Origin of the sequence: Deinococcus fonticola, assembly GCF_004634215.1 — a bacterium.
Lineage (GTDB): Bacteria > Deinococcota > Deinococci > Deinococcales > Deinococcaceae > Deinococcus > Deinococcus fonticola.
Window position 1 is genome coordinate 1 of sequence record NZ_SMMH01000035.1, and the last position, 23,227, is coordinate 23,227.

Genomic DNA, 23,227 nt, shown 5'->3' on the forward strand with positions numbered 1-23,227 from the left:
GGTGCTGCTGGAGGATTGGCGAAGGTTTTACAACAGCGCCAGGCCGCATTCGTCTCTGGCTTATCTGACCCCGGACGAGTTTGCCCAGCAGGCCAGGGGGCGGCCTGCCGACCCCCTTTGCGGAAACTCCACCGCAAATGTGGCCGTCAGACCGTTCCCTGGGCAGGAAGAGAAAGCCAATGTTGTACCCTTGACCTGAGCCGAGTCTCTACTCGAAATCGTCCAACTTTTGGGGCCAGCCCAGGTTGACTGCGCGACGTGGGAAGAAACCCTTCCCGGAGCTTTTTGGCGAAACCGGTGCCCTTAACGGAAGACGCCAGGCCAGTCGCGCTCCCACTCTCTTTTTTCTGTGTTCTCTTACTGCCTTCATCTTCGGCCCGTGGCCACTGCCGTATGCGGGCGACTTCAATCCACTGAACTTCCTCAAGGCAAGGGCACCTTCATTCCCCTGAGATCACCCCGTTGCCGCCTTTCTTCCCTCATCCGCAACGTGCTTCCAACTGGCACATCCCGGCCAATGAGAAAGCCTCCCCGCGAGTGGGAGGCTCTTTGCTTTTAAAGGCCGTTCAGTCGGCGGGCAGAGCGGTGGAGGCGGGGAAGGGCTGGGGTTTGATGTTGCGCCGCTCGGCCAGCCAGAACACGGTGGGTACCACGAAGAAGGTGAGCAAGGTGCTGGTGATGACGCCGCCCAGAATCACGATGCCCAGGCCGCGCCGGAACTCCGCGCCCTCGCCCTGACCCAGCACCAGCGGAATGGAAATGACCAGCACCGTGAGGGTGGTCATCAGGATGGGCCGGAAACGCAGTTCGGCGGCCTCCAGCAGGGCTTCGCGCAGCGGCAGGCTGCGGGCGCGTTCGGTCACGAATTCCAGGTACAGGATCGAGTTCTTGGTGGACAGCCCCAGCAAAATGACCATGCCCAGCACCGTGATCACGTCCAGGTTCACGCCGAACAGCTTCAGCGTCCAGATGGCCCCCACGATGGCGAGCGGCACCGGCAGCAGCAGGTAGAGGGGGTAGCGGAACGAGTTGAACTGGCTGCCCAGTACCAGGTAGGTCAGGAGAATAGCGGCCAGCATCAGAATGGGGCCGTAGAAGATCAGGTCGCCGGTCAGCCCGCTGCTGCCGAAGGCGCTGGCGTTGCCCAGCGTAATGCCGTTGCCGGTGATGCCGGCCTTCTCGGCGCGGGTGATGATCTCCTGCTGGTAGGCGAAAGGGTTGGCTGCGCCGGGCACCACGTTGAGGTCCAGGGTGGTGGTGTAGGCCTTGTTGTAGCGGCTGAGGGTGGCGGGCGCGTCGGCGGTCTGGAAACGGCCGAGTTGTGAGAGCGGCAGGTTGGCCTGCAGCGCGGGCGCATACACCGTCTGCGAGAGCAGGCTCTGGCTGTCCTGAATCAGGGCCGGGTCGAGGCGCACCACGATATCCACGCTGCGATCACCGTCGCGCACCGTGCCGGCAGTCGCCCCGTCGTTGTAGGCCCGCAGCGCCTGGGCCACGTCGCTGGTGGTCAGGCCAGTGCCGGCCAGGCGCGTGGAGTCCGGAATGAAGGTGCGTTCCTGGCGCGTTTCGGAGAGGCTGCTGTCCACCGATTTCAGCTTGGGGTCACCCGCCAGCAGCGTGGTCAGCTTGCGGTTGGCCTCTACCAGGGTCGCCTGGTTGGGGGCAGTCAGGGCCAGGCTGATGTCGGCGCTGCCACCGGGGCCGCCCTGGAAGGATGCGGCGGTGATGGTGGTGCCGGGAATGCCAGCCGCCAGCGGTTCCAGTTCCTTCAGGAAACGGGCGCTGAGGTCATCGGTGTGGGCGCGTTCTCCCTTGGGCGTCAGGGTCACGTCCAGGGTGGCGACGTTGCTGCCACTGGCGCTGAGCTGCCCGCCCGAACCGACGCTGGTCTGCACCAGCTTGACTTCCCTGTGGGCCAGCAGCCTGTCCTCGATGCGGCTGGTCAGGGCGTTGGTGGCGCTGAGGCTGCTGCCGGCGGGCAGGGTCACGGACACGTTGATCAGGCCGCTGTCGGTCTTGGGCACGAAGGCGAAGCCCAGGCCCTGCATAGCCAGCGGCGCACTGAGCAGGAAGGCTCCGGCCACCAGCAGCACCAGCCAGGGACGGTTCAGGGCACCCCCCAGGCTGCGGGCGTAGGCGCGGGCGGTGCGGTTCACACCGGCCAGCGTGAGGCCGTGCAGGGTGTCGGTGACCGCTTCCAGCAGCGCGTACAGCAGCGTGACCACGTAGCGCAGCACGGACAGCACCAGCGGGGCCAGGAGAATGGAGAGAAGGGCCGCGACGGGCGTTCCCAGCGCCTGGGCCGCGAAGAAGGTCACGGCGCCGGCCACCGCCAGCCAGAAGAAGCCAGTGGGACGCTTGACCCCCAGGAGCGACTCGCGGAAGAATTGCGGAAATTGACGGAGAATCCCCGGCAATTCCTTCCAGGTGACGCGGGCCGCCTCCTTCGTGTAGGCCATGCGCACGGTCAGGAACAGCAGGCTTTCCAGCCAGCTCATGACGATGGCGGCGGCAATGCCCAGGCCGAACTGCGCGAAGAACTGCCCGATGATGCCCGGCATGAAGCTGAGCGGCAGCAGCACCGCCAGCAGCGCGAAACTCGCGGCGGTCACGGCGCTGAACACTTCAGAACCGCCCAGCAGCACGCTGCGCATGGGGCTGTAGCCCAGGTCGCGGTAGCGCTGGACGTTCTCGGCCACCACGATGGAGTCGTCCACCACGATCCCGATCGCCACGATGATCGCCAGCAGGCTGATGATGTTGAAGGTGAAGCCCAGCGTGCCGAACAGCAGCGGCGCGGCGCTGATGCTGATGGGAATGGCCAGGATCACCGCGAACACGGTGTTCAGCCTTCCCAGGAACAGCAGGCAGATGATACCCACGGCAGCAATGGCGATCAGGAATTCCTTGAAGGTGTCCTTCACGGTGGCGCGGGTTTCCAGCGTGGTGTCGTTCGCCAGCGTGAGTTTGTACCCGGCGGGCAGCGCCTGCGCTTCCATGGCGGCCCGCACGTTGTCGGTCACGGCCACCGAGTTGCTGCCGCTGGCCTTCCGCACGGAGAGCAGCACGGCGCTCTGCCCGTTCACGCGCGCGAAACTGCTGGCCTCGGCGCTGGTGTCGCGTACCGTGGCCACGTCCTGCACGCGCAGCCCACTGGAGGAATTCACCACGATACGCCCCACGTCGGCGGCGCTGCGCGGCGTGTTGCGGGTGGAATACGAGGTGATTTCACGGCCCTGCGTGACCGTTCCGGCCGGCAGGTCGAGGGCCGAGGCGCCTATGGCCTGCGAGACCTGGGTCGGGGCCAGGTTGAAGGATTGCAGCCGCGTGGGGTCGAGCAGCACCTGCACCTGCCGCTCGGGGCCGCCGGTGATGCTCACGTCGGCCACGCCGTCCACGCGCTCCAGGCGCGGCAGCAGGGTGTCCTCGGCGAAGGTAGTCACGTCGCTTTCCTGGGCGCTGCCGCCCAGCAGGGCCAGCGTCAGGATGGGCTGGGCGTTCGGGTCGAATTTCTGCACCACCGGCGCCTCGGTGGCGTCCGGCAGCGTGGCCCGGATGGCCGCCACCGCCTGCGACACGCTGTTGGCCGCCGAGTCGATGTCCACGTTGTCGTTGAAGGTAATGACCACCGCCGACTGGTTGCTGACGCTGGTGGTGTTGATGTCCACCACGCCGGCCAGCGTGCTCACCGCGTCCTCGATCTTGCGGCTCACCTCACGGTCGACCTGGTCCGGGTTGGCGCCGGGGTAAGCGGTGCTGACCGCCAGCACCGGCACCTCGAAATTCGGCAGCAGTTCCACGCCCAGCCGGAAGGTGCTGGCCAGGCCCACCAGCACCGCCATCACAAAAATGCCGATGGAGAACACGTAATTGCGCACGCTGAAGTGAACGAGCGGGTGAACGGCCGGTTCCGGTGTACCGTCCGGCAGCGTGCCGCGCGGCAGCGTGAATTCGGTGGGGTCGTGCGTGCTCATGGCGCGCTTCCTGTGGCGACGGAGACCTTGGCGCCGTCCTGCAAACTGCCGGGAATGGGGGCGATGACGCGCGTTCCGGCCGCCAGGTTACTGACGGCCACCTGCCCGCCCGATTCGGCAATGACGCTGACGTCCTGGCGGCGGGCGCGCCCCCCTTCCACGGTGAACACCGCGTTGCCGGCCCCGCTGGCCTGCACGGCGCTGCCGGGCACCAGCACGCCCTGCCCCAGGGTGGCGCGGTAGCGGGCCTGGGCGATTGCCCCGACAGGCAGATTCACGTTGCCGTCCAGCCGGGCGGTGATGGGTACCAGGCGATCCGTGCCGGCAATGCCGCTGCTGTCCACCACGCGGCCCACGTAGTTTTTCCCACCGTAGCCGACATTGAAGGCGGTGCCCTCCGGCAGGGCCACGGCGTCGGCGGCGGGCACGCTGAATTTCACGCGCAGGCTGCCGGTGTCCACCAGCCGGAACACGGCGCTGCCCTGCGCGGCGAACTCGCCTTCCTGCACCAGCAGGTCCGCCACGGTGCCGCCAAAAGGGGCGCGCACGGTGGTGCGGTTCAGGTTCTCCTGCGCCTGGCGCAAGGCCACCTGCGCGGACTGCACCTGCGTCTGCTGCAACGGAATGCTGTTCTGGGCGCTCTGCCCGTTCTGCGCGAGGTTCTGGCGCGCCTGGGCCAGGGCACTTTGCGCCTGGGCCAGCCCCGAGCGGGCAGCCTGCAGGTCGGCCTGGCTGACGCCGCCCAGGCCGTACAGGTTCTCGGTGCTCTGCGCGGTCGCCTGCGCCTGGGCCAGCGCGGCCTCGGCCGAGCGCACCGCGGCCCCCAGAGAAGCGCCGGACTGCGTGGTGGTGCTGCGGGCCTGCTCCAGACTGATCTGGGCCTGTTTCAGGCCGACCTGGGCACTTTCCAGGGCCTGGCGCTGCTGGGTGCTGTCGAGTTGCAATACAGCCTGCCCGGCGCGCACGGTCTGACCTTCCTGCACCAGTACCTGCTGCACGGTGCCGCCCGCATTCGTCGCCACGCGGCTGTCGCGCCCGGCGGTCACGGTGGCGCTGACGCTGCGGCTGACGGTCAACTTGCCCGCCTTCACTTCGCTGGTCTGGACGCTCAGGGCGGTGGTCTTCTGCGGCGGCGCGTCGAGGTCGTTGGTCTTCTTCGCCTCGCCGGGGGGTTTACAGGCCACCAGCAGCGTCAGGCTGAGCAGGCTCATCGTTCGGAGAACCCGGGTGGTGTTCATTACTGCACCAGTCCGGTCACGTCCAGGCCCGACGCCACGCTCAGGGCGGCCAGCGCCTGCCACACGCCGCCTTGCGCCTGCTGCACTGCCAGCGCGGCCTGCTGGGCCTGCACCTCGGCCTGCTGCACTTCCACGGGGGCGGCGGTGCCGGCCTTCAGGCGCGCGCGCGCCAGGGTCAGGCTGGCCTGGGCATTCTGGGCCTGTTCGCGGGCCACGTTCAGGCCCTCCTGGGCCGACTGCACCGCGCGGTAGGCGTCGCGCACGCCGGTGCCGCTGGCCCGCGCGGCGTCCTCCAGGCCGCGCCCCGCGTTCGCCAGGGCGGTGCGGGCGTCCTCCAGCGTGCGCACGGGCGTGTAGTCGTTGTCGGCAATGCTGACCTGAAGGCGGGCAAAAGCCACCCCGTTGGCGGCCTGCACCAGCGCGGGCAGGCGTTTGTCCAGCCCGGCCTGCAAGGCGGCCAGGGTGGTACTCAGTTTCGGCGCGGCGGGCGGGGCACCCAGTTTCAGGTCGGTGCCGGCGTTCAGGCCCAGCAGGCGGGCCAGCTGCGCCTCCTGCACCGGCAACTGGGCGCGGGCGTCGGCCAGTTCCTGGCGGTTGGCGTTCAGGCTGGTCTGGGCGCGGTTCACGTCGAGTTGGGTGGCGACCCGGGCGGCCAGCCGGGCGCGGGCAATCGCCAGGTTGCGTTCGTCCAGCGCCACCTGCGCGGCGTTCAGGGCAACGCGCTGCCCGGTCTCGTAGGCGCTGAGGTAAGCGCTCACCACCGCCTGCATGGTCTTCAGCTTGGTGCCGTCCAGCGTGGCGGCCTGGGCGCCCACGTCCTGCTCGGCCTGGGTGCTGGTCGTGATGATGCTGCTGGGGTCGGCGCGCACCGCCCGCAGGTTCGCCTGTGCTTTTTGCAGTGTAGCGCGGGCCGACACCACGTCGGCGTTGCTGCTCAGGGCACGCGATACGGCGGCGGGCAGGGTCAGCGAAGTCTGGGCCGAGGCTGTGCCCGCGAAGGTCAGGCTGGCGAGGAAGGTCAAGGTCAGGGCGTGGCGGTTCATGGGCGGCCTCCGGGGGCAGGGGAAACAGGAACAGGCGAAACAGGGGTGGGCGAAAGGGCGGGAAGGGCGGCGAGCAGCCAGGGGTCGAGGTCGCCGCTGGCCTGCATCAGGGTCAGGGCGGCGACAGCCAGGCGATCCTGCGCGGCCTGAAGGGCATTTTGTGCCTGGGCGAGGCCCAGTTCAGCCTGCCGGACATCCAGCGGCGTGGCGGTGCCGGCCCCCTGGCGGGCGCGGGTGGCCTCCAGCACCGTCTGGGCGCGGGTCACGCCGGTTTGCAGGGCCACCTGAGCGCCCTGCTCGTCGAGGTACTCGCTCAGGTGCGTGCGCACATCCAGCGTCACGCTCTGGCGGGCGTTCTCCAGCGCCAGACTGGCCTGTTGCAGACCCAGCCGGGCCTGTTCCAGGGTGTTGCCCTGCGTGCGTCCCAGCAGCGGCAGGGTGGCGCTGAGGCTCAGCACCGCGCCAGTCGGGAGTTTGCTGGTGTCGCTGAGGGGAAAGGTGGCCTGGGCGCTGGCCACGCCGGTTTTCAGATTGAAACTGCCGCTGACCCGCTTGCCGGAGGCGCTGTCGCTGCTGCCGATCTCGCCGAACTGCCCACTGGCGTTCAGGTCGGGCAACCTCGCGTCCAGCTCGGCGGCCCGCAGGCTGGCCTGGGCATCCTGCACACTGACGGCGGCGCGGGCCACCTCGGGGCGGGTGTTCAGGGCGCGGGCGATCAGGCCCGCCTCGTTCAGGTCGCTCACGCGGAAAGTCAGGGGGGCGGAGGTGGTGGGTGTATTGGGCAACGTTACGTCGCGGTTGAGCAGGCGACGCAGCTGGTTGACGGCCAGGGTCACGCCGCGTTCGGCCTGGGCCTGGCCCGCCTCGGCGTTCTGAAGGGCGGTCTGGCGCTCCAGCAGCGCCTCGGTGGGAATGACCCCGGCGCTGCGTTGCGCCTGCGCGGCCGCAAAGACCTGACCGGCCAGCTCGCGCTGCGCGCGGGCCAGGCTCAACGCGGCGGCGGCCTGCCCCGCCCCGGCGTAGGCCCTGACCAACTGCACGGTCAGGTCGGCCCGCGTGCGGCGCAGTTCGGTGGCGGCGGCCTGGTGGCTGCGCTCGGCGCTGCGCAGGGCCTCACGGGCGGGCGACCAGGGCAGCACGCTGGCGCTGACGGTGACGTTCACGCTGCTGCTGTTCACCCACTCGCCGCTGTCCCAGGGAATTTTTGCGGCGGCCAGCGTGCCCCCCGCCGACACCGAAAGCCCGGCGCGGATGCGGGCGGCCTGAAGTTGCAGTTCGGAAGCGCGGTAGGCGTAATCGGCGGCCTGCCAGCCGGGCGCGGCGCGCAGCCAGGTCAGCAGGTCGGGCAGGGTCACGGCCGGAGCAGCCACGGCGGCGGGAGGGAGCGGCGGGGCGGCGGTCGTGTCCTGGGCCTGAGCGCCTCCAAGACAGAGCAGGGCGCACAGCAGCAGGGTTTTGCGGAAGGGTGAAGAGAAGATCATCGTTTTTCCTTGGGCAGAGCAGAAAGGGGAAACAGAGATTAGTAAGTCTCAACTCACGAACAGCTGGAGCACGGGCAGGGTAAGCGAGCGGCTCTGGGGCGGCGTCCGCCATAAGACGTACGCGCCGAAACCCGCTAGGGTTTCAGGCCAGGCCACAACACGTCCAGCACGCCGCGCACGAAGCGGCCCCGCTCTAATGGTTGGCTGAACGATGGGCCGGGTGGCGGCGCGGGTGGTGAACTGCCGGCCGACCGTGAGTGCGGCAGGCACTCGCGGTGGATGAATGTGCCCAGCGCCCCCACCAGCAGTACCGCCGTGACCTGAACGTCCACGGGGCGCACCCGCCCGGCCTCCATTTCGCCGCCGAGGTAGGCGGCAAACGCCTGTTCGTCGCCCAGGCTGGGGTCGCTGAGTTTCTGCATCATGGGGTTGTGGCTGGGGTCGATGCCGCGCGAGAACACCGCCACCAGGTTCTGAATGCGCTCCTGCGCCTCGGCCAGCATGGCCATCGCGGCGCGTTCCAGGTTGCGCTGCACCTCGTCCTGCCCCACCGAAGCCAGCAAACCGTCACGCCACGCCCCGTAATCGCTGAGGCCCAGCGCAGCGGCGAACAGGTCTTCCTTGGTCGAGAAGCGTTTGAACAGCGTGCCTTCCGAAACGCCGGCCCGCACGGCGATGCTGGCGGTGGTGGCAGAAAAACCCTGTTCCACAAAGACTTCACGGGCGGCGGTCAGCAAGACGGAATCCTGGATGGTGCGGGGACGGGCCATTAGTGAGTCTATCCTTACTAACTACGCCGCCCTTGTCAAGGGCAGCAGCGGCAGGCCGTCAGACCTTCATGTCAGAAAGTCCAGCAGCGCCTCATTGAACGCCTGCGGCTGGTCGAGGTTGCTGAGGTGCCCCGCTCTCCCGATCACCTTCAATTCAGCCCGCCCCAGTCGGGCCAGTTCCTGCGCCTCGGACAGCGGCGTGATCTCGTCCTGGTCGCCCACCAGCACCAGCAGCGGCACCTTCAGGTCGGGCAGGGTCGGGCGCCGATCGGCCCGCCCGGCGATGGCCTTCAGGGCGGCGGCGATGCCCTCGCGGCTGGCGGCCTCCATCAGCGGCAGAATGGTCTTGAAGGTCTGCGGCGAATGTTCTTTTTGGGCAGCCTCGATGATGAACTTGCGGCCCTCCAGCATCACGCGCTGGGCCTGCGCCTGGCGGTGTCGCTGTTTGTCCTCGTCGTCGGGCGCGGCGGAGGTGTCGGCCAGCACCACCCGCCCGAAGCGCTGCGGCGCCTGCGCCAGCAATTCCAGCGCCACGTACCCGCCCATGCTCAGGCCCACCAGCGACACCGGTTCGTCCGGCAGCAGTTCCAGCAGTTCACGCGCGGCGTCGGCCAGGCTGGTCATCTCGCCTGGGCGCCCGCCGAAGCCAGGCAGGTGCGGGGCGATCACCGTCAACCCGGCCCCCGTCAGGGCCGCTTCCTGGCCGTCCCACATGTGGGCCGACAGCGGGTAGGCGTGAACGAGGAGCACGGTGCGCGGTCTGGCAGAAGACATGCCCCACACGCTAGACCATGAGGGGCAGAAAACCGCGTTGTATTGGGGAATAATGGAGGAGCTTCAGGCCTGAGTGTCCCTTTGCACCGGGAGGTCAGTTTCACCCACGCCGTCGAGTTCGTCGAGGTGAGCGCGAATCAGCGAGAGCAGCTGGTAGCGGTTGGTGCCCTCGAACACGTCGTCCAGGCCGCTGACCTGACCGATGAAGAGCGAATCGCTGGAGGCGGAGAAGGTGGGGGGCTGCTCATGAATGACGATTTTGCGGCCCCGGTAGGAGTCGGCCAGCGCGGGCGGAGGAGACATGGCGAGACTGTACGGGCCGCAAGTGTGAAGAAGCCGTCCCACAACTGTACGGGCCGCAAGTGTGAAGAAGCCGTCCCACAACTGTACGGGCCGCAAGTGTGAAGAAGCCGTCCCACAGATGAAAAAAGTGATGGGTGGCGCGTAGCCCTGGCCGCCGCCGCTCAGTCGGAGGTGGCGGGCGGCTGAAGGCCGCGCCCGCTGGCCTCGCGGCGGGCGATTTCGGCGCGCACCACCGGGGCCACCTCGGTGCCGAGCAATTCGATGGATTTCATAACCTGCGCGTGCGGCAGCACCCCGACGCTTTGCATCAGGAAGCGCTGATGCTGAAAAATATCGTGCTGAAAGAGAATTTTTTCGATTACCTGCGACGGGTCACCCACGAAGTACGCGCCGCGCAGGCCCGCGCCCGCCTCGAATTCGGCCCGCTGGGTGGGCGGCCAGCCGCGCTCGCGGCCCAGGCGGTTCATGACGCTGGCGTGCGCCGGCCAGTAGCTGTCGGTGGCCTGCTGTGAGGTCTGGGCGATGAAGCCGTGCGGGTTGATGCCCAGGGCCGTCTGCGCCAGTTTGCCGGCGCGGGCGGCGGCCTCGCGGTACAGCTGCGCGAACCCCGCGAAGCGCTCCGGCATTCCACCGATGATCGCCAGTGCCATCGGCAGGCCCAGTTCCCCCGCCCGCACGGCGGAAGCGGGCGTACCCCCCACCGCCAGCCACACCGGCAGCTGCGGCTGCACCGGGCGCGGGTAGATGCCCTCGCCACCCAGCGGCGAACGGTACTGGCCGCGCCAGGTGACGTGAGTTTCCTGGCGCAGTTTCAGCAGCAAGTCCAGTTTCTCGCTGAACAGCGTGTCGTAGTCGAAGGGCCGTTCGCCCATGAACAGCGGAAAGGACTCGGCGAAGGAACCGCGCCCGGCCATGATCTCGGCGCGGCCATCCGAGATCAGGTCAATGGTGGCGAACTGCTGAAACACCCGCACCGGGTCTTCGGTGCCCAGCACCGTGACTGCGCTGGACAGGCGAATGTTCTTCGTCCTGGCGGCGGCGGCAGCCAGCAGGGTGGCCGGCGAAGACGCCAGGTAGTCGGGGCGGTGGTGCTCCCCGACGGCGTACACGTCGAGGCCCACCTGGTCGGCCAGTTCGATTTCTTCCAGCAGTTCCCGAATGCGCTGCTGCGGGCTGATGGATGTGCCGTCGGTGCGCTGCGGCGCGTAGTCCACGAAGCCGTGAAGGCCGACTTCAAAGTGAGGGGTGGAAGGCAAGGTCATGCGCCCAGTATGCGCCCATCTTCAATTGGTTTGATATCTAACGGAATGCTGCCCAGCCGTTTATCTGATGGCGGCTTATCTGGTGGCGGCCCAGAAGGCGTCGAGCGCGGCTTTCACTTCAGCCGGCTTCTCGAAGTGCGGCAGCCCGTCGGTGTCCGGGATACGCACCACCCTGGCGTTGGGCTGCTGGGCGAACAGCGGCAGGCGACTGAAGCTCACAAAGCCGTCACGGTCGTACAGCACCAGGGTCGGCGTGGACAGTGGGCGGTACAGGTCGCCGTAAGCGTCTGGGGTGAACAGGCGTCCGCTGACGAAATACAGGGGCGCGTACTTCGCGCCGGGCTGGCGGGTGGTGTCGATGGCGTAGTCGATGAGCCCCTGATCCACCGGGCCACGGAAGCTGCGGCTCAGGAAGTACTCGATGCTGGGGCGGGTACGCAGCGTGGCGTACAGCGTGTTGCCGAAGCTGTTGAGGGTGGTGTACAGCCGCACGCCGCGGTCGGCGTCGCTGGCCCGCTGGGTACCGCCGCGGGCTTCTCCCATTCCACTGGGGCTGATGAGGGCCAGTGTTTTGATGCGCGGCTCGCTCAGGGCGGCGCGGGCGGCAAATTCACTGCCGAGCGACAGGCTCACCACGTCCACGTCGGTGTTCAGTTCGGCCACCAGCGCCGTCAGGGCGCGGGTCATCAGTTCCGGGGTGTAGGTCACGTCGGGGCGGTCACTGCGGCCGAAGCCGGGCCACTCCAGCGCGTACACCGGGCGCGTGCCGACATAAGCGTCCCAGAGGGGTTTCATCTCGTAGGCGCTGCCCGCCGCGTTGATGGAGTGCGTCAGGACGAGCGGGCGGCCGGTGCCGGACGGGCTGGCGTAATAGTTCACCTGGCCGAAGCCGGGAAGGGTCAGGGAGCGGCGTTCCCCGTTCACGGCGGGGCGCAGCGCACTCTGGCCGTCAAGTGGGCCACCCTGAGACTGCGCCGCTGAGGACTGTGCTGCTGGGAACTGGGCCGCCGGGGCGCAGGCGTTCAGGAGAAGCGCAGCAGCGGTCAGAACAAGGGTGCCGAGGACGATTTTTTTCAGCTTCATGGGGAACCTCGCTTGAACAGGGGGCGCAGAAGAGGGGCCGTAACGTTCAATTCACAGCATAGTCAGTCCTGACTAGTCTAAAATGAGTGGTATGCCTCACCAACCATTGAGCGAGGTCGCCCACGGCCTTCCCCCCCTGCCCGACGACGAGCGCACCCTGCTGCTGCTGGGCCTGCTGACCGCGCAGGACAGGCACGGCTACGAGATCAACGACTTCATCGAGCACAACCTGCAAAACGTCATCGCCCTGAAAAAAGCCACCGCGTACCAGTTGCTGGAGCGCCTGGAACACCACGGCCTGGTGGAAAGCCGCATCGAGCAGCACGGCCACCGGCCCAGCCGCAAGGTGTACCACCTGACGGACGCGGGCCGGGAACGCTTCGGGGCCATGCTGCTCACACAACTGCGCCAGGAAGAAGCCCTGATCCTGACCGGCAACGTCCCGGTGATGTTCAGCGAGAACCTGAACCGCGAAGACCTGCTCGCCAGCCTTCAGGAGAGGCTGGACAAACTCGAAGCCCGCGTGAACCTCTACGACTCGTTCCGCCTGCCCTGCACACCGGGCGTGGGCCTCGCCATGCGCCGCATCCACCACCTCACCCGCGCCGACCGGGACTGGCTGAACGCCACCCTGCAGGAACTGCGCGCGCAGACAGAAGAAACGGAGCCTGCCACACCGTGAAGAAAACGACCCGCACCTCTGATCCGGGCCGACGATGCTGACGCTCGCGGTTCTCTTTCCCTTCCTGATCGCCCTGGTCTGTGCCCTGGCCGCCCGCATCCTGGGCCGCCGGACGGGTTTTCTCGCCGCGCTGGGCTTCGTTCCCGCGCTGCTGCTGGCCCTGCCGCTGCTGAACATGCCGGCCGCCGCGCCCGCCAGCGAACTCACGCCGTGGGTGGCCGAAATCGACCTGCACCTGCGTTTCCGTGGGGACGGGTTCTCGCTGCTGTTCGCCGTGCTGATCGGATTGATCGGCACGCTGGCCACCTGGTACTCGGTCTCCTACCTGTCCGCCTCGGAAAAGTTCGGGCGCTTCTACCCCTACCTGCTGGCCTTCGGGGGGTCGATGCTGGGCCTGGTGCTGTCGGACAACCTGCCCGCGCTGTTCATGTTCTGGGAGATGACCAGCGTCACCAGTTTCCTGCTGATTGGCCTGTGGCACACCCGCGGCGCGGCGCGCGACGGCGCGGTGAAAGCTTTTTTGATCAGTGCGCTCGGCGGGCTGGGCTTGCTGGCTGCCGTCGCCATGCTGGGCATCGCGGGCGGAACCACCACCCTTTCCCAGCTTGATCTGGAGGCGGTGCGGGCCTCTCCCCTGTTCCTGCCCGCGCTGCTGTGCACGCTGCTGGCCGCGGCCACGAAATCCGCGCAGCTTCCCTTTCACCTGTGGCTGCCCACCGCCATGGAAGCGCCCACACCCATCTCGGCTTTCCTGCACTCGGCCACGATGGTCAAAGCCGGTGTGCTGCTGGTCGCCAAATTTGGCCTGATTTTCGGCGCGTCGGCGCTGTGGAGCGGCCTTCTGGTGCCACTGGGCCTGGCAACGCTGGCGTGGGGGTCGTGGCTGGCCCTGCGGCAAACGGACCTCAAGGCCCTGCTGGCGTACTCCACCGTGTCGCAGCTGGGCCTGCTGATGAGCCTGTACGGCCTGGCCAGCGACGAGGGGCGCTTCGCGGCCACCACGCACCTGCTGAACCACGCGGCTTTCAAGGCGGCGCTGTTTTTCGTGGTGGGCATCATCGACCACGAGACCGGAACGCGCGAAATTCCTTTCCTGCAAAACCTGCGCCGGCATCTGCCGGTCACGTTCGTGCTGGCCCTGCTCGCCACGCTGAGCATGGCGGGCCTGCCGCCGCTGGGCGGGTTCATCAGCAAGGAACTGTTTTACGAGGCGATGCTGCACCACGGCCCGGCGTTTATCACGGTGGCGGTGCTGGGCAGCATCCTGACCTTTGCCTACTGCGCGCGGCTGCTCAGCATTTTCTTCGAGCACCGCAGAACCCTGACCCCGGAAATGGAAGCGTTCCGGCAGCAGCACGTCAGGGAACACATCCATGAAGCTGGACCGGGCCTGTACCTGCCGCCCGCGCTGCTGGTGGGCGCGGCCCTGCTGTTCGGCCTGGTGCCCGGCTCGGCCGAGTGGTTGACGCGCACCGCCTCGAACTCCCTGAATTTTGGCGAGTACAAGGAACATCTGGCCCTGTGGCACGGTGTCAACACCGCGCTGCTGCTCTCGGTGCTGACGTGGCTGGCGGGCGCCGTGGTGGTGTGGCGCGCCGCGACGTTCGCCCGTTTCCAGAGCGCGGTGACGCCCACCTGGAACGCCAACACCGTCTACTACCGCCTCAGCGACGGGTTGCGGGCGGCGGCCAGCCGGGTCGTCGCGCACTCGCAGGGGCTGGCGCTGCCGGATCAGCTGCGCGTGATGCTGCTGGCCGCCGGGGTGATGGGGGGGTACGCCGTGTGGCGTTCGCCGCAGGTGTTCCACTCGATCGGCGTGCTGCCGCTCAGCCTGCTGCCCATCGGGGTGCTGCTCATTGCCGGAGCGCTGGGTGTGCTGCTCTCGCGCAACCGGCTGACCGCCGTGATCGTGATGGGCCTGACGGGTTTCGGCAGTGCCGCCGCGTTCCTGGCCTTCCGCGCCCCGGATCTGGCGCTCACGCAACTGCTGGTCGAGGCCGTCACGGTCATTCTGTTCCTGCTGGCCTTCCGTTACCTTCCGGGCGTGCGCGATCTGCCGCGCACCCGTGGGCGCCTGCTGCTCGATGCTGGACTGGCCCTCGCGGCAGGTGCGGGTGCCACCCTGCTGACCCTCAGCAGCCTGCGGTTCCTCGCGCCGCCCATCTCGCCTTATTACCTCGTGAACAGCTACAAGGGCGGCGGTGGGCAGAACGCCGTGAACGTCCTGCTGGTGGATTTCCGGGGCTTCGACACGCTCGGTGAAGGGCTGGTGGTCGGGATGGTCGCCCTCGCGGTCGTCAGCCTGGTGAAACTGGGCAAGAAAGGCCCCACGACCACCCCCCCGAATCCCCGAATCGACCCGGACAAGATCAACCAGGAGAGGGTCAACCCGGACAGGCGCGTGGAGGTCAGCCGTGAAACGCAAAACTAAAGTCCAACCCCGCCCCACGCCCGCGCCGCCCCTCAGCGGCGACCCGGTGCTGCGCACCGTCAGCCGCGCCGCCTTCGCCCTGATCATGCTGTTTGCGCTGCTGCTGCTGTGGCGCGGCCACAACGCTCCCGGCGGCGGGTTTATCGCCGGCCTGATGACCGCCTGCGCGCTGATTCTGCACCGCATGTCCACCGGCACGGACGCCCTGCGGCGCGTCAACCCCATCACCCTCATTCCCATCGGCGTCGCCCTTTCTTTCGCCACGGGCCTGGTGCCGTACCTGCTGGGCAAACCGTACCTGAAAACCGACTACGGCTACCTCACCACCCCCCTCACCGGAGAATTCGAGTGGGCCACCGCCATGATCTTCGACATCGGGGTGTACCTGGTCGTCATCGGCGCCGGGCTGGGCATCGCCTACGCCCTGATGGACGTGAACCCGCAAGAGCGCGTGCAGGAGGACAGATGAGACGGACTCCGCTCCATTTCCACACCTCCAGGAAAGCACTGGAGGTGTGTCCATACCGCGGAGTCCGTCTTTTCTCCTTCTCCTTTCAGTCGGATTTCATCCCCCAACGCTGGGGGATTCCATCGGAGTTTGTATGAATTCGCTTTTTGCCCTCATTATCGGCGTGCTGGTCGGCACCGGCGTTTTCCTGCTGCTGTCGCGCAGCATCGTGCGGGTGGTGATCGGTCTGGCCTTCATCGCCTACGGCATCAACCTCACGATTCTGACGGTGGCGGGCCTCAGTCAGGCGTCTCCGCCGCTGCTCTCGTCGCCGGGGCCTTACGTCGATCCTTTGCCACAGGCGTTGATTCTGACCGCCATCGTGATCGGGTTTGCAACGACGGCGTTGATTCTGACGGTGGCCCTGCGGGCCTATCAGGTGGCGGGCCATGACGACGTGGAAGCGTTCGGGGACAACCTGGCCCGCACGGTGGACAGCGACCTGGAACGCGCCGACCCGGAGCACCAGAGCCCGGATCAGCCCGACTGGGAAGACGACACCCTGGCGGGCGGGAGGTCGTTATGAACAGTGCCCTGCCTCTGGCCCCGATTCTGCTGCCGTTCGGCGTGGGGTTGCTGTGCCTGTTGCCCCTGCGCCGCCCCCTGAAGGCCGGGCTGGCCCTCACCGGTACGGTGCTCATGTTCCTGCTGAGTCTGCTGCTGGTGAACGCCACGGCGGACGGCAGCGTGCTGGTCAGTGAACTGGGCGGCTGGAAGGCCCCTTTCGGCATCGTGATGACGGCCGACCGGCTCTCGGCGTACATGAGTGCGCTGGCCTCGCTGTCGGGCGTGTTCGCGCTGTGGTTCATGCTGGCCGCCGAAGACCGTGTGCGCGAGAAACACCACGCCTTCGCCCTCACGATGTTCCTGTTCACGGGCGTGCAGTTGTCGTTCCTGACGGGCGACCTGTTCAACCTGTTCGTCGCCTTCGAGGTGATGCTGGTCGCCAGTTACGCGCTGGCGGTGCTGGGTTCCACCCGTGAGCAACTGCGCGAGGGTTTCCGGTACATCGTGATGAATCTGGCGGCCTCCTCGCTGCTGGTGGCGGCCTGCGGGCTGACTTACGGCACGCTGGGTACGCTGAATTTCGCTCATCTGGCGCAGCGTTCCCTGGAACTGGGGCCGCGCACGACCGTCACCGCGCTGGCGGTGCTGCTGATGACGGTGTTTGCGTCGAAAGGGGCCCTGTTTCCGCTGGGGTTCTGGCTACCGGGCACTTATCCGGCCCTGCCGCACGCCAGCAGCGCGTTTTTTGCGGCGATTCTCACCAAGGTGGGGGTGTACGCCCTGATTCGCGTGCTGACCACCGTGTTTCAGGCCGACAGCGCCCTGCCGCAGATCTTTTTGCTGGGGCTGGGCGCGGCCACCATGCTGTTCGGGGCGCTGGGGGCGCTGAGCCAGCGCGAGTGGCGGCGCATCCTGTCCTTCACGGTGATGGGCAGTGTGGGCTACCTGGCCTTCGGCGTGGGCCTGGGCACCCCCGACGCCCTGCGGGCGGCCCTGGTTTACGTGGCAGTCAGCGTGCTGGTGACGCTGGCGCTGTTCCTGATCGCGGCGGTGGCGGAACGCGCCGGGGGCACGCCCCTGACCCGCCACAGACGCGGCTTCGTCGACCGGATGCCGCTGCTGGCGGGCAGTTACCTGCTGTGCGCCCTGACCGTCTCGGGGTTGCCGCCCACCGCCGGCTTCGTGGCCAAGTACGCGCTGGTGCGCGCCGGGATCGCGCAGGGTTCCCCACTGGCCATCATCGCCGTGGTGTGCGCCCTGCTGGCCAGCCTGATCACGCTGTTCGCGCTCCTGAGCGTGTGGCGCGACTTCTTCTGGGGCAAGGCCGACAAGACCATGCCCCTTCACCCCGTGCCCGCCGGGCAGCAGACGCCCGCTTACGTCGCGTCCGGGCTGGTCGCGGGCCTGTCCCTGTTCGCTGGGCCGCTGTTCACGCACGCGGAGGCCACCACGCGCGAACTGCGTGACCAGCGGCATTACATTCGCAGTGTGCTGGGCGAGGGGCCGGTGGTGATTCCGCCCGACCCGCAGGGCAAGGAACTGATGAAGGACAAGGGAGGCACGCCTTGAAAGGCCTGGCCCTGAATGTCCTGCTGGCCGTCGTGTGGGCGCTGTTTTCCGGCGAGGTCAGCCTGCGCGAACTGGTCATCGGGTTTCTGCTGGGGTACGCGCTGCTGAACATGTTCCCGGACGCCCTGGGCACCCGCAGTTACCAGCGCACCAGTTTCGCCCTGCTGCGCTTCGCCGCCATGTTCATCCGGGAACTGACCGTGGCGAACGTGCAGGTGGCCCTGCTGGCCCTGCACCCGCGCCCCGACCTGAAACCCATGATCTTCAAGGTGAACCTGCACCCGCACACCGACACCACCCTCACGCTGCTGGCCGCCACCGTTACGCTGATGCCCGGCAGCGTGGTGCTGGGCTTCAGCCCGGATCGGCGCGAAATGTACGTCCACGCCATCGGCCTGGACAACACCCGCGCCGCCCGCGAAAGCATTCACCGGGTGGAACGCGCCCTGAGCGCCTTCCTGCCCACCCCCAGCCTCAAGGAGGCCACATGATCGTCGACCTGGCCCTGGGCATTGTCACGTTGTCCGTCCTGCTCGTCACCTACCGCGTGCTGCGTGGCCCCAGCTGGGGCGACCGCATCATGGCGTTCGATTTCCTCAGCGTAAACCTGGTGGTGCTGTTCGCCCTGATGGCGGTCAAAAGCCACCTGCTGGTGATGCTCGACGCGGCCCTGGTGCTGAGTCTGCTGGGCTTCCTCAGTACGGTCGCCCTTACGCGTTATTTGCTGACCGGCCGGGTGATGAAGTGAACGACTTCAACGCTCTGCGCGACATTCCCATTCTGATCGGCGCGTTCTTCGTGTTGACGAGCGCCATCGGCATCGTGCGGTTTCCGGACCTGTACTCGCGCCTGCACGCGAGCAGCAAGCTGGTGACGCTGGGTTCGGCGGGGATTTTCCTGGGGGCGGCACTGTCGTTTCAGGATTCGGCGGCGTTTACGCGGCTGCTGGCGGTGCTGATCTTTCAGTTCCTGACGACGCCCCTGACGGCCTACCTGATTGCCCAGGCGGCGTACCTGCGGGGCCTGCCGCCGCACCTGCCCGGCGGCATCGATGAGTGGGGCGCCCTGGGCCGCGCCGAGGAAATCGCGCAGGCCGACCGCGAAGCCGTGCGGGCCATGCAGACCGAGGGACAGGGCTGACCTTCGCTCTGGACAGGTCAAGAGTCAGTTTTTAGTGACCACTCAGGAGCCGGGCGGTGTCGGCCGCGCCCATCTGCCGGGCGGCGTCCAGCGCGGTGCTGCCGGTCACGTCCACTGCGCCGGCGGCGGCTCCACGCGCCAGCAGCAGCTCGACCACTGGCACGTGGTTGAACATTGCCCCGAAGGTCAAAGGCGTGCGTCCGCTCGGCCCACCGCCCTCGATGTTCGCGCCGTGATCCAGCAGCAGTTCCAGCATAGGAACGTTGCCCTTGAAGGCCGCGCCCTGCATGGGGGTCTGGCCCATGTCGTTCACACGCTCCGGGTCGGCGCCGCGCGAGAGCAGCAGCCGCGCCGCGCCCAGGTGACCGTGGTAACTGGCCAGGATCAGCAGCGTGTCGCCCTTGCTGTTGGTAAGGTTCACCGGCACGCCGGCGTCCAGCAGGTCACGCAGTTGCGCCTCGTTGCCGGCGCGGGCGGCCTCGAAGGCCCGTTGCAGGACTTCCAGCACCTGCGGATCGATGTCGGTCATGGGCGTCACTGTAGCGGGGGAAGCGCCGACAACAGATGGGCGCCGCTTGAGACGACGCCCATGAATGCCCCAGCCAACGCGCAGAAAAGAAGGCAGCCCAGCTGGAGGGTCAGTCGGCCGCTTCCCAGCCCGCCAGCACCTTGTCCAGGGTCAGGGGATAGTCGCGGATTCGCACGCCCGAAGCGTTGTAAACGGCGTTCGCCACCGCCGCGCCGACCCCGCAGATGCCCAGTTCACCGATGCCCTTGGCCTTCAGCGGCGAGGACTTGTCGTCCAGCTCATCCAGAAACAGCACGTCAAGCTGGGGAATGTCGGCGTGGACAGGCACATGGTACTCGGCCAGGTCATGGTTGATGAACAGGCCAAAGCGCTCGTCGACGTGCAGTTCTTCCATCAGAGCCGCGCCGACGCCCATGGTCATGCCGCCCAGGCACTGGCTGCGGGCGGTCACCGGGTTCAGGATGCGCCCCGCCGTCACGGCGCTCAGCAGGCGGCGGACGCGCGTTTCGCCGGTGTAGGCGTTCACCGCCACTTCCGCGAAGTGCGCCCCGAAACTGGCCTGCACGAACTTCTCGCTCAGGTCGCCCCAGGTGACGTTGCCCTCGGCTTCCACCGCGCCCTGGCTGGCGGCTTTGGCGAGCAGCGTGCAATGGTTGCCGCTCCAGACCTCGCCGTTCTTGAACTCGGTGGTTCGGGGGTCGTAGCCGAACTGCCCGGAAATAACCTGGCGCAGTTCCTCGCAGGCGTAGTACAGCCCCGTCGTGGAACTGTTCGCGCCGAATGACCCGCCGGAGCCGGACGCTTTCGGGAAGTCCGAATCACCCAGCTTCACGGTCACGTCCTCCAGCCGCAGCCCCAGCATCTCGGCGGCCACCTGCCCCAGGATCGTGTAGCTGCCGGTGCCGATGTCGGTCATCTGCGTTTCCACAGTCAGTTTGCCGCCCCTCTCCAGCCGCACACGCGCCCCGGAGGGCTGCACCAGGTTCTTGCGGAAGGCCGAGGCCATGCCCATTCCGATCAGCCATTCGCCCTCGCGCACCTGGGCCGGGGTGGCCTGGCGCTTTTCCCAGCCGAAAGCTTTGGCCCCTTCGCGCAGGGCCTTGACCAGTTTGCGCGACGAGTACGGGCGCTTCGGGCCTTTCTCGGGGTCGTGCTGGATATCGTTGCGGATGCGCAGCTCCACCGGATCAAGCTTGAGTTTCTCGGCCAGTTCGTCCATCGCGCATTCCAGCGCCAGCAGGCCCACCGCCTCGCCGGGCGCCCGCATGGAGCCGCCGGGCGGCAGGTGCAGCTCGCTGACACGGGTGCGGATCAGGCGGTTGGGGCCGGCGTACAGCAGCTTGGTCTGGTCGCTGGCGTTCTCGCCGTCGCCGCCAGGCAGGTTGCCGCTGTAGCTGTCGTGGCCCACCGCCAGCAGGTGCCCCTCCCGGTCGGCGGCCAGGCGCAGGCGCTGGATGGTCGCGGGCCGGTGGGTGGTGTGGTTAGGAATCAGCGGCCGGTGCAGCACGGTCTTGACGGGTCGCCCCAGCTCCCGTGCGGCGTATATCGAGAGCACCGCGTCGGCGTAGAAGTTCAGCTTCGAGCCGAAGCCCCCGCCCACGTAGCGCGACACGATGCGAATGTCCTGCTGCGGCATATGAAAGGTCTTCGAGAGGCCGCGCCGCACCCAGTGCACCATCTGGTTGGAGGTGTAGAGGGTCAGCTGCTCACCCTGCCATTCGGCCAGGCTGGCGTGAGGTTCCATCGGCATCTGCGACTGGTCGGGGGTGGTGTAGGTCACGTCCACCTTCACGGACGCCTCTTTAAACGCCTGCTCGAAGTCGCCCACCTCGCTGTCGGGGCTGTCGGGCGAGGGCTTTCCCTGCGCCATCACGTCTTCCAGCACGAAGTCGGCTTCGCCCGCCTGGTACTCGACCTCGATCAGGCTGGCGGCGTGGCGGGCCTGCTCGAAGGTCTCGGCCACCACGAAGGCCACCGCCTCGCCGTAGTAGTTCACCTCCTCGCTGACCAGGTGCGGCGAGTGCTCGTACTGCTGCGGCACAGGCGACTCCAGCGTCGTCCAGGGGGTGTTGCGGTGCGTCAGGACAAGCAGCACGCCGGGGGCCGCCTCGGCGCGGCCGACGTCGATCCGGGTGATCTTGCCGTGCCCGATGCCGGAACCGCGCACGAAGCCGTAGGCCGTATTCCTGGGCTCATGGTACTCGGCGGCGTAGGTGGCCTGCCCGGTGACCTTCAGCGGCCCCTCGATGCGCGGGTGTGGCTGGGCCACCACCTTCTCCTGGTCGATGGGGTTGGTGTCGGCGGGCGTGTCGAACTTCATTCCTGATCCTCCCCGGTGCGTCGTTCTCCCGTTCTGGCCTGCTCGGCCTCCTGCAACACGGCGTCCAGCGTGCGGCGCAGCAGCGGCAGTTTGAAGGCGTTGTCAGCGGTGGGCCGGGCGTCCGCGAAGGCCGTGTCGATCACGGCGGCGGCCCCTTCCTTCCAGCGTTTCTCGGCGGCCTCGACCCGCCACGGGCGCGGCGCCACGCCGCCGAAGGCGAAGCGGGCCGAGCGCCGCCCGTTGATGATGGCGGCCACCGACACCAGCGCGAAGGCATAAGACGAGCGGTCGCGCACCTTGCGGTAAACGTGCGTGCCGGGACGCGGCGCGGGCAGCAGCACCCCCGTGATCAGGTCGCCGGGTTGCATGACAGTTTCGATGTGAGGCGTGTCGCCCGGCAGACGGTAAAAGTCGTCCAGTTCGAGGGCACGCACCTGGCCGTCTGCGCCCAGCACCTCGACCTGTGCGTCCAGCACCCGCAGCGCCACGGCCATGTCGGACGGGTGCTGCGCGATACAGGCGTCCGAGGTGCCTATGATCGCCAGCGGGCGGCTGAAACCCTCCAGCGCCCCGCAGCCGCTGCCGGGGTCGCGCTTGTTACAGGGCATGTTGGTGTCGTAGAAGTACGGGCAGCGCGTGCGTTGCAGCAGGTTGCCGGCAGTGGTGGCGCGGTTCCTGATCTGGCCCGAGGCGCCCGACAGGATGGCCCGCGACAGCACCGCGTACTCGGTGCGGATGCGCTCATCGGCGGCCAGGTCGGTGTTGCGCACCAGCGCACCCACGCGCAGGCCATCGCCGTGCGGCTCGATGCAGTCCAGCCCCAGACGGTTCACGTCCACCAGGTGCGCGGGGCGCTCGATCTCCAGCTTCATCAGGTCGAGCAGGTTGGTGCCGCCGCCGATGAACTTGGCTTCCGGCGTGTCCAGCACCGCCTGACTGGCCTGCTGCGGCGCCTTGGCGCGTTCGTAGGTCAGCGGCCTCACGGTCTTTCTCCCCCGGACACCTCTGTCTCGTAGACTTCGGTCACGGCGTCGATGATGTTCGGGTACGCCGCGCAGCGACAGATGTTGCCGCTCAGGCGCTCGCGGATCTCCTCACGGCTGAACCTGGCAGCGTTCAGATCCGGAGTCACGTGGCTGGGCACGCCGCGCCCCAGTTCGTCCAGCATGCCCACCGCCGAGCAGATCTGCCCCGGCGTGCAGTAGCCGCACTGGTAGCCGTCGTGCGCCACGAACGCCGCCTGGAGGGGATGCAGGTCGTCCGGCGTACCGAGGCCCTCGATGGTGGTGACCTCGTCGCCACTGTGCATCACCGCCAGCGACAGGCAACTGTTCATGCGCACGCCGTTCACCAGCACCGTGCAGGCGCCGCACTGGCCGTGGTCGCAACCCTTTTTGGTGCCGGTGAGGCCCAGGTGTTCACGCAGGGCGTCGAGCAGGGACACGCGCGGGTCGAGGTCGAGGGACACCGCCTGGCCGTTTACCCTGAACCGGACGGGCAGGCTGAGCGCAAGGGGAGAAGTTGACCCCGTGGCCGGGGCGGAGGATGACTGACTCATGCTGGATACCTCGCAGGGATCGGAAAATGTCAGGCGAGTCTAGTGACGGCGCCGC

21 protein-coding genes and 1 pseudogene are annotated in these 23,227 nt (G+C 67.7%); 9 read left to right on the top strand and 13 right to left on the bottom strand.

Going from position 1 to position 23,227, the window contains the following annotated elements; genetic code table 11:
* Window positions 1-91 (top strand): annotated as a pseudogene (locus E5Z01_RS20395) (integrase core domain-containing protein); the annotation flags it as partial.
* A gap of 475 nt (window positions 92-566) precedes the next feature.
* On the opposite strand, the gene E5Z01_RS16040 reads toward E5Z01_RS20395, so the two are convergent.
* The 9 genes from E5Z01_RS16040 to E5Z01_RS16080 all read right to left on the bottom strand — a co-directional run bounded on the left by E5Z01_RS16040 (window position 567) and on the right by E5Z01_RS16080 (window position 11,928).
* Window positions 567-3,974 (bottom strand): efflux RND transporter permease subunit, encoded by a 3,408-nt coding sequence (locus E5Z01_RS16040; protein ID WP_135230283.1) that lies wholly within the window; start codon window positions 3,972-3,974, stop codon window positions 567-569.
* On the bottom strand, window positions 3,971-5,212 hold the full coding sequence (locus tag E5Z01_RS16045; protein ID WP_135230284.1) for an efflux RND transporter periplasmic adaptor subunit: 1,242 nt from the start codon (window positions 5,210-5,212) through the stop codon (window positions 3,971-3,973). The genes E5Z01_RS16040 and E5Z01_RS16045 overlap by 4 nt, the downstream gene beginning before the upstream one ends.
* Window positions 5,212-6,255, bottom strand: a complete 1,044-nt coding sequence (locus tag E5Z01_RS16050) for a TolC family protein (RefSeq protein ID WP_135230285.1) — start codon at window positions 6,253-6,255, stop codon at window positions 5,212-5,214. The genes E5Z01_RS16045 and E5Z01_RS16050 overlap by 1 nt, the downstream gene beginning before the upstream one ends.
* The gene (locus E5Z01_RS16055) at window positions 6,252-7,736 is read right to left on the bottom strand and encodes a TolC family protein (RefSeq protein ID WP_240738505.1); all 1,485 of its coding nucleotides are present in this window, start codon (window positions 7,734-7,736) and stop codon (window positions 6,252-6,254) included. The genes E5Z01_RS16050 and E5Z01_RS16055 overlap by 4 nt, the downstream gene beginning before the upstream one ends.
* A 134-nt stretch (window positions 7,737-7,870) precedes the next feature.
* The gene (locus E5Z01_RS16060; protein ID WP_135230286.1) at window positions 7,871-8,506 is read right to left on the bottom strand and encodes a TetR/AcrR family transcriptional regulator; all 636 of its coding nucleotides are present in this window, start codon (window positions 8,504-8,506) and stop codon (window positions 7,871-7,873) included.
* Window positions 8,507-8,572: 66 nt separating this feature from the next.
* Entirely contained in the window at window positions 8,573-9,280 is a 708-nt protein-coding gene (locus E5Z01_RS16065; protein WP_135230287.1) for an alpha/beta fold hydrolase, read from the bottom strand.
* A 63-nt stretch (window positions 9,281-9,343) separates the two neighbouring features.
* Window positions 9,344-9,583, bottom strand: a complete 240-nt coding sequence (locus E5Z01_RS16070; protein WP_135230288.1) for a hypothetical protein — start codon at window positions 9,581-9,583, stop codon at window positions 9,344-9,346.
* Between the two features lie 161 nt (window positions 9,584-9,744).
* Window positions 9,745-10,845, bottom strand: coding sequence for an Atu2307/SP_0267 family LLM class monooxygenase (locus E5Z01_RS16075; RefSeq protein ID WP_135230289.1), 1,101 nt, complete (start codon window positions 10,843-10,845; stop codon window positions 9,745-9,747).
* 75 nt (window positions 10,846-10,920) lie between these two features.
* Window positions 10,921-11,928, bottom strand: coding sequence for an alpha/beta fold hydrolase (locus E5Z01_RS16080; protein WP_135230290.1), 1,008 nt, complete (start codon window positions 11,926-11,928; stop codon window positions 10,921-10,923).
* A 91-nt stretch (window positions 11,929-12,019) separates the two neighbouring features.
* Between E5Z01_RS16080 and E5Z01_RS16085 the strand changes: the two genes are divergently transcribed.
* The 8 genes from E5Z01_RS16085 to mnhG all read left to right on the top strand — a co-directional run bounded on the left by E5Z01_RS16085 (window position 12,020) and on the right by mnhG (window position 18,765).
* On the top strand, window positions 12,020-12,610 hold the full coding sequence (locus E5Z01_RS16085; protein WP_135230291.1) for a PadR family transcriptional regulator: 591 nt from the start codon (window positions 12,020-12,022) through the stop codon (window positions 12,608-12,610).
* 34 nt (window positions 12,611-12,644) lie between these two features.
* Window positions 12,645-15,041: a hydrogen gas-evolving membrane-bound hydrogenase subunit E gene (mbhE, locus tag E5Z01_RS16090; protein ID WP_240738506.1), complete on the top strand. Its 2,397-nt coding sequence runs from the start codon at window positions 12,645-12,647 to the stop codon at window positions 15,039-15,041.
* Window positions 15,025-15,510 (top strand): Na(+)/H(+) antiporter subunit B, encoded by a 486-nt coding sequence (locus tag E5Z01_RS16095; RefSeq protein ID WP_240738507.1) that lies wholly within the window; start codon window positions 15,025-15,027, stop codon window positions 15,508-15,510. The genes mbhE and E5Z01_RS16095 overlap by 17 nt, the downstream gene beginning before the upstream one ends.
* Window positions 15,511-15,643: 133 nt before the next feature.
* Entirely contained in the window at window positions 15,644-16,075 is a 432-nt protein-coding gene (locus E5Z01_RS16100) for a Na+/H+ antiporter subunit C (RefSeq protein WP_119766958.1), read from the top strand.
* Window positions 16,072-17,625 carry a proton-conducting transporter transmembrane domain-containing protein gene (locus E5Z01_RS16105; protein WP_135230292.1) on the top strand — a complete coding sequence of 518 codons (1,554 nt, stop codon included), beginning with the start codon at window positions 16,072-16,074 and terminating at the stop codon, window positions 17,623-17,625. The genes E5Z01_RS16100 and E5Z01_RS16105 overlap by 4 nt, the downstream gene beginning before the upstream one ends.
* Window positions 17,622-18,116 (top strand): Na+/H+ antiporter subunit E, encoded by a 495-nt coding sequence (locus E5Z01_RS16110; RefSeq protein ID WP_135230293.1) that lies wholly within the window; start codon window positions 17,622-17,624, stop codon window positions 18,114-18,116. Before E5Z01_RS16105 ends, E5Z01_RS16110 begins: the two co-directional genes overlap by 4 nt.
* On the top strand, window positions 18,113-18,373 hold the full coding sequence (locus E5Z01_RS16115; RefSeq protein WP_119766961.1) for an MrpF/PhaF family protein: 261 nt from the start codon (window positions 18,113-18,115) through the stop codon (window positions 18,371-18,373). Before E5Z01_RS16110 ends, E5Z01_RS16115 begins: the two co-directional genes overlap by 4 nt.
* Window positions 18,370-18,765 carry a monovalent cation/H(+) antiporter subunit G gene (gene mnhG, locus E5Z01_RS16120; RefSeq protein WP_135230294.1) on the top strand — a complete coding sequence of 132 codons (396 nt, stop codon included), beginning with the start codon at window positions 18,370-18,372 and terminating at the stop codon, window positions 18,763-18,765. The genes E5Z01_RS16115 and mnhG overlap by 4 nt, the downstream gene beginning before the upstream one ends.
* A gap of 31 nt (window positions 18,766-18,796) precedes the next feature.
* On the opposite strand, the gene E5Z01_RS16125 is transcribed toward mnhG, so the two are convergent.
* The 4 genes from E5Z01_RS16125 to E5Z01_RS16140 form a co-directional block, all read right to left on the bottom strand.
* Window positions 18,797-19,294, bottom strand: coding sequence for an ankyrin repeat domain-containing protein (locus E5Z01_RS16125; protein ID WP_135230295.1), 498 nt, complete (start codon window positions 19,292-19,294; stop codon window positions 18,797-18,799).
* 109 nt (window positions 19,295-19,403) lie between these two features.
* Window positions 19,404-21,614: a xanthine dehydrogenase family protein molybdopterin-binding subunit gene (locus E5Z01_RS16130; RefSeq protein ID WP_135230296.1), complete on the bottom strand. Its 2,211-nt coding sequence runs from the start codon at window positions 21,612-21,614 to the stop codon at window positions 19,404-19,406.
* Window positions 21,611-22,597: an FAD binding domain-containing protein gene (locus tag E5Z01_RS16135; protein WP_135230297.1), complete on the bottom strand. Its 987-nt coding sequence runs from the start codon at window positions 22,595-22,597 to the stop codon at window positions 21,611-21,613. The genes E5Z01_RS16130 and E5Z01_RS16135 overlap by 4 nt, the downstream gene beginning before the upstream one ends.
* Window positions 22,594-23,172: a 2Fe-2S iron-sulfur cluster-binding protein gene (locus E5Z01_RS16140; protein WP_135230298.1), complete on the bottom strand. Its 579-nt coding sequence runs from the start codon at window positions 23,170-23,172 to the stop codon at window positions 22,594-22,596. The genes E5Z01_RS16135 and E5Z01_RS16140 overlap by 4 nt, the downstream gene beginning before the upstream one ends.
* Between the last annotated feature and the right edge of the window lie 55 nt (window positions 23,173-23,227).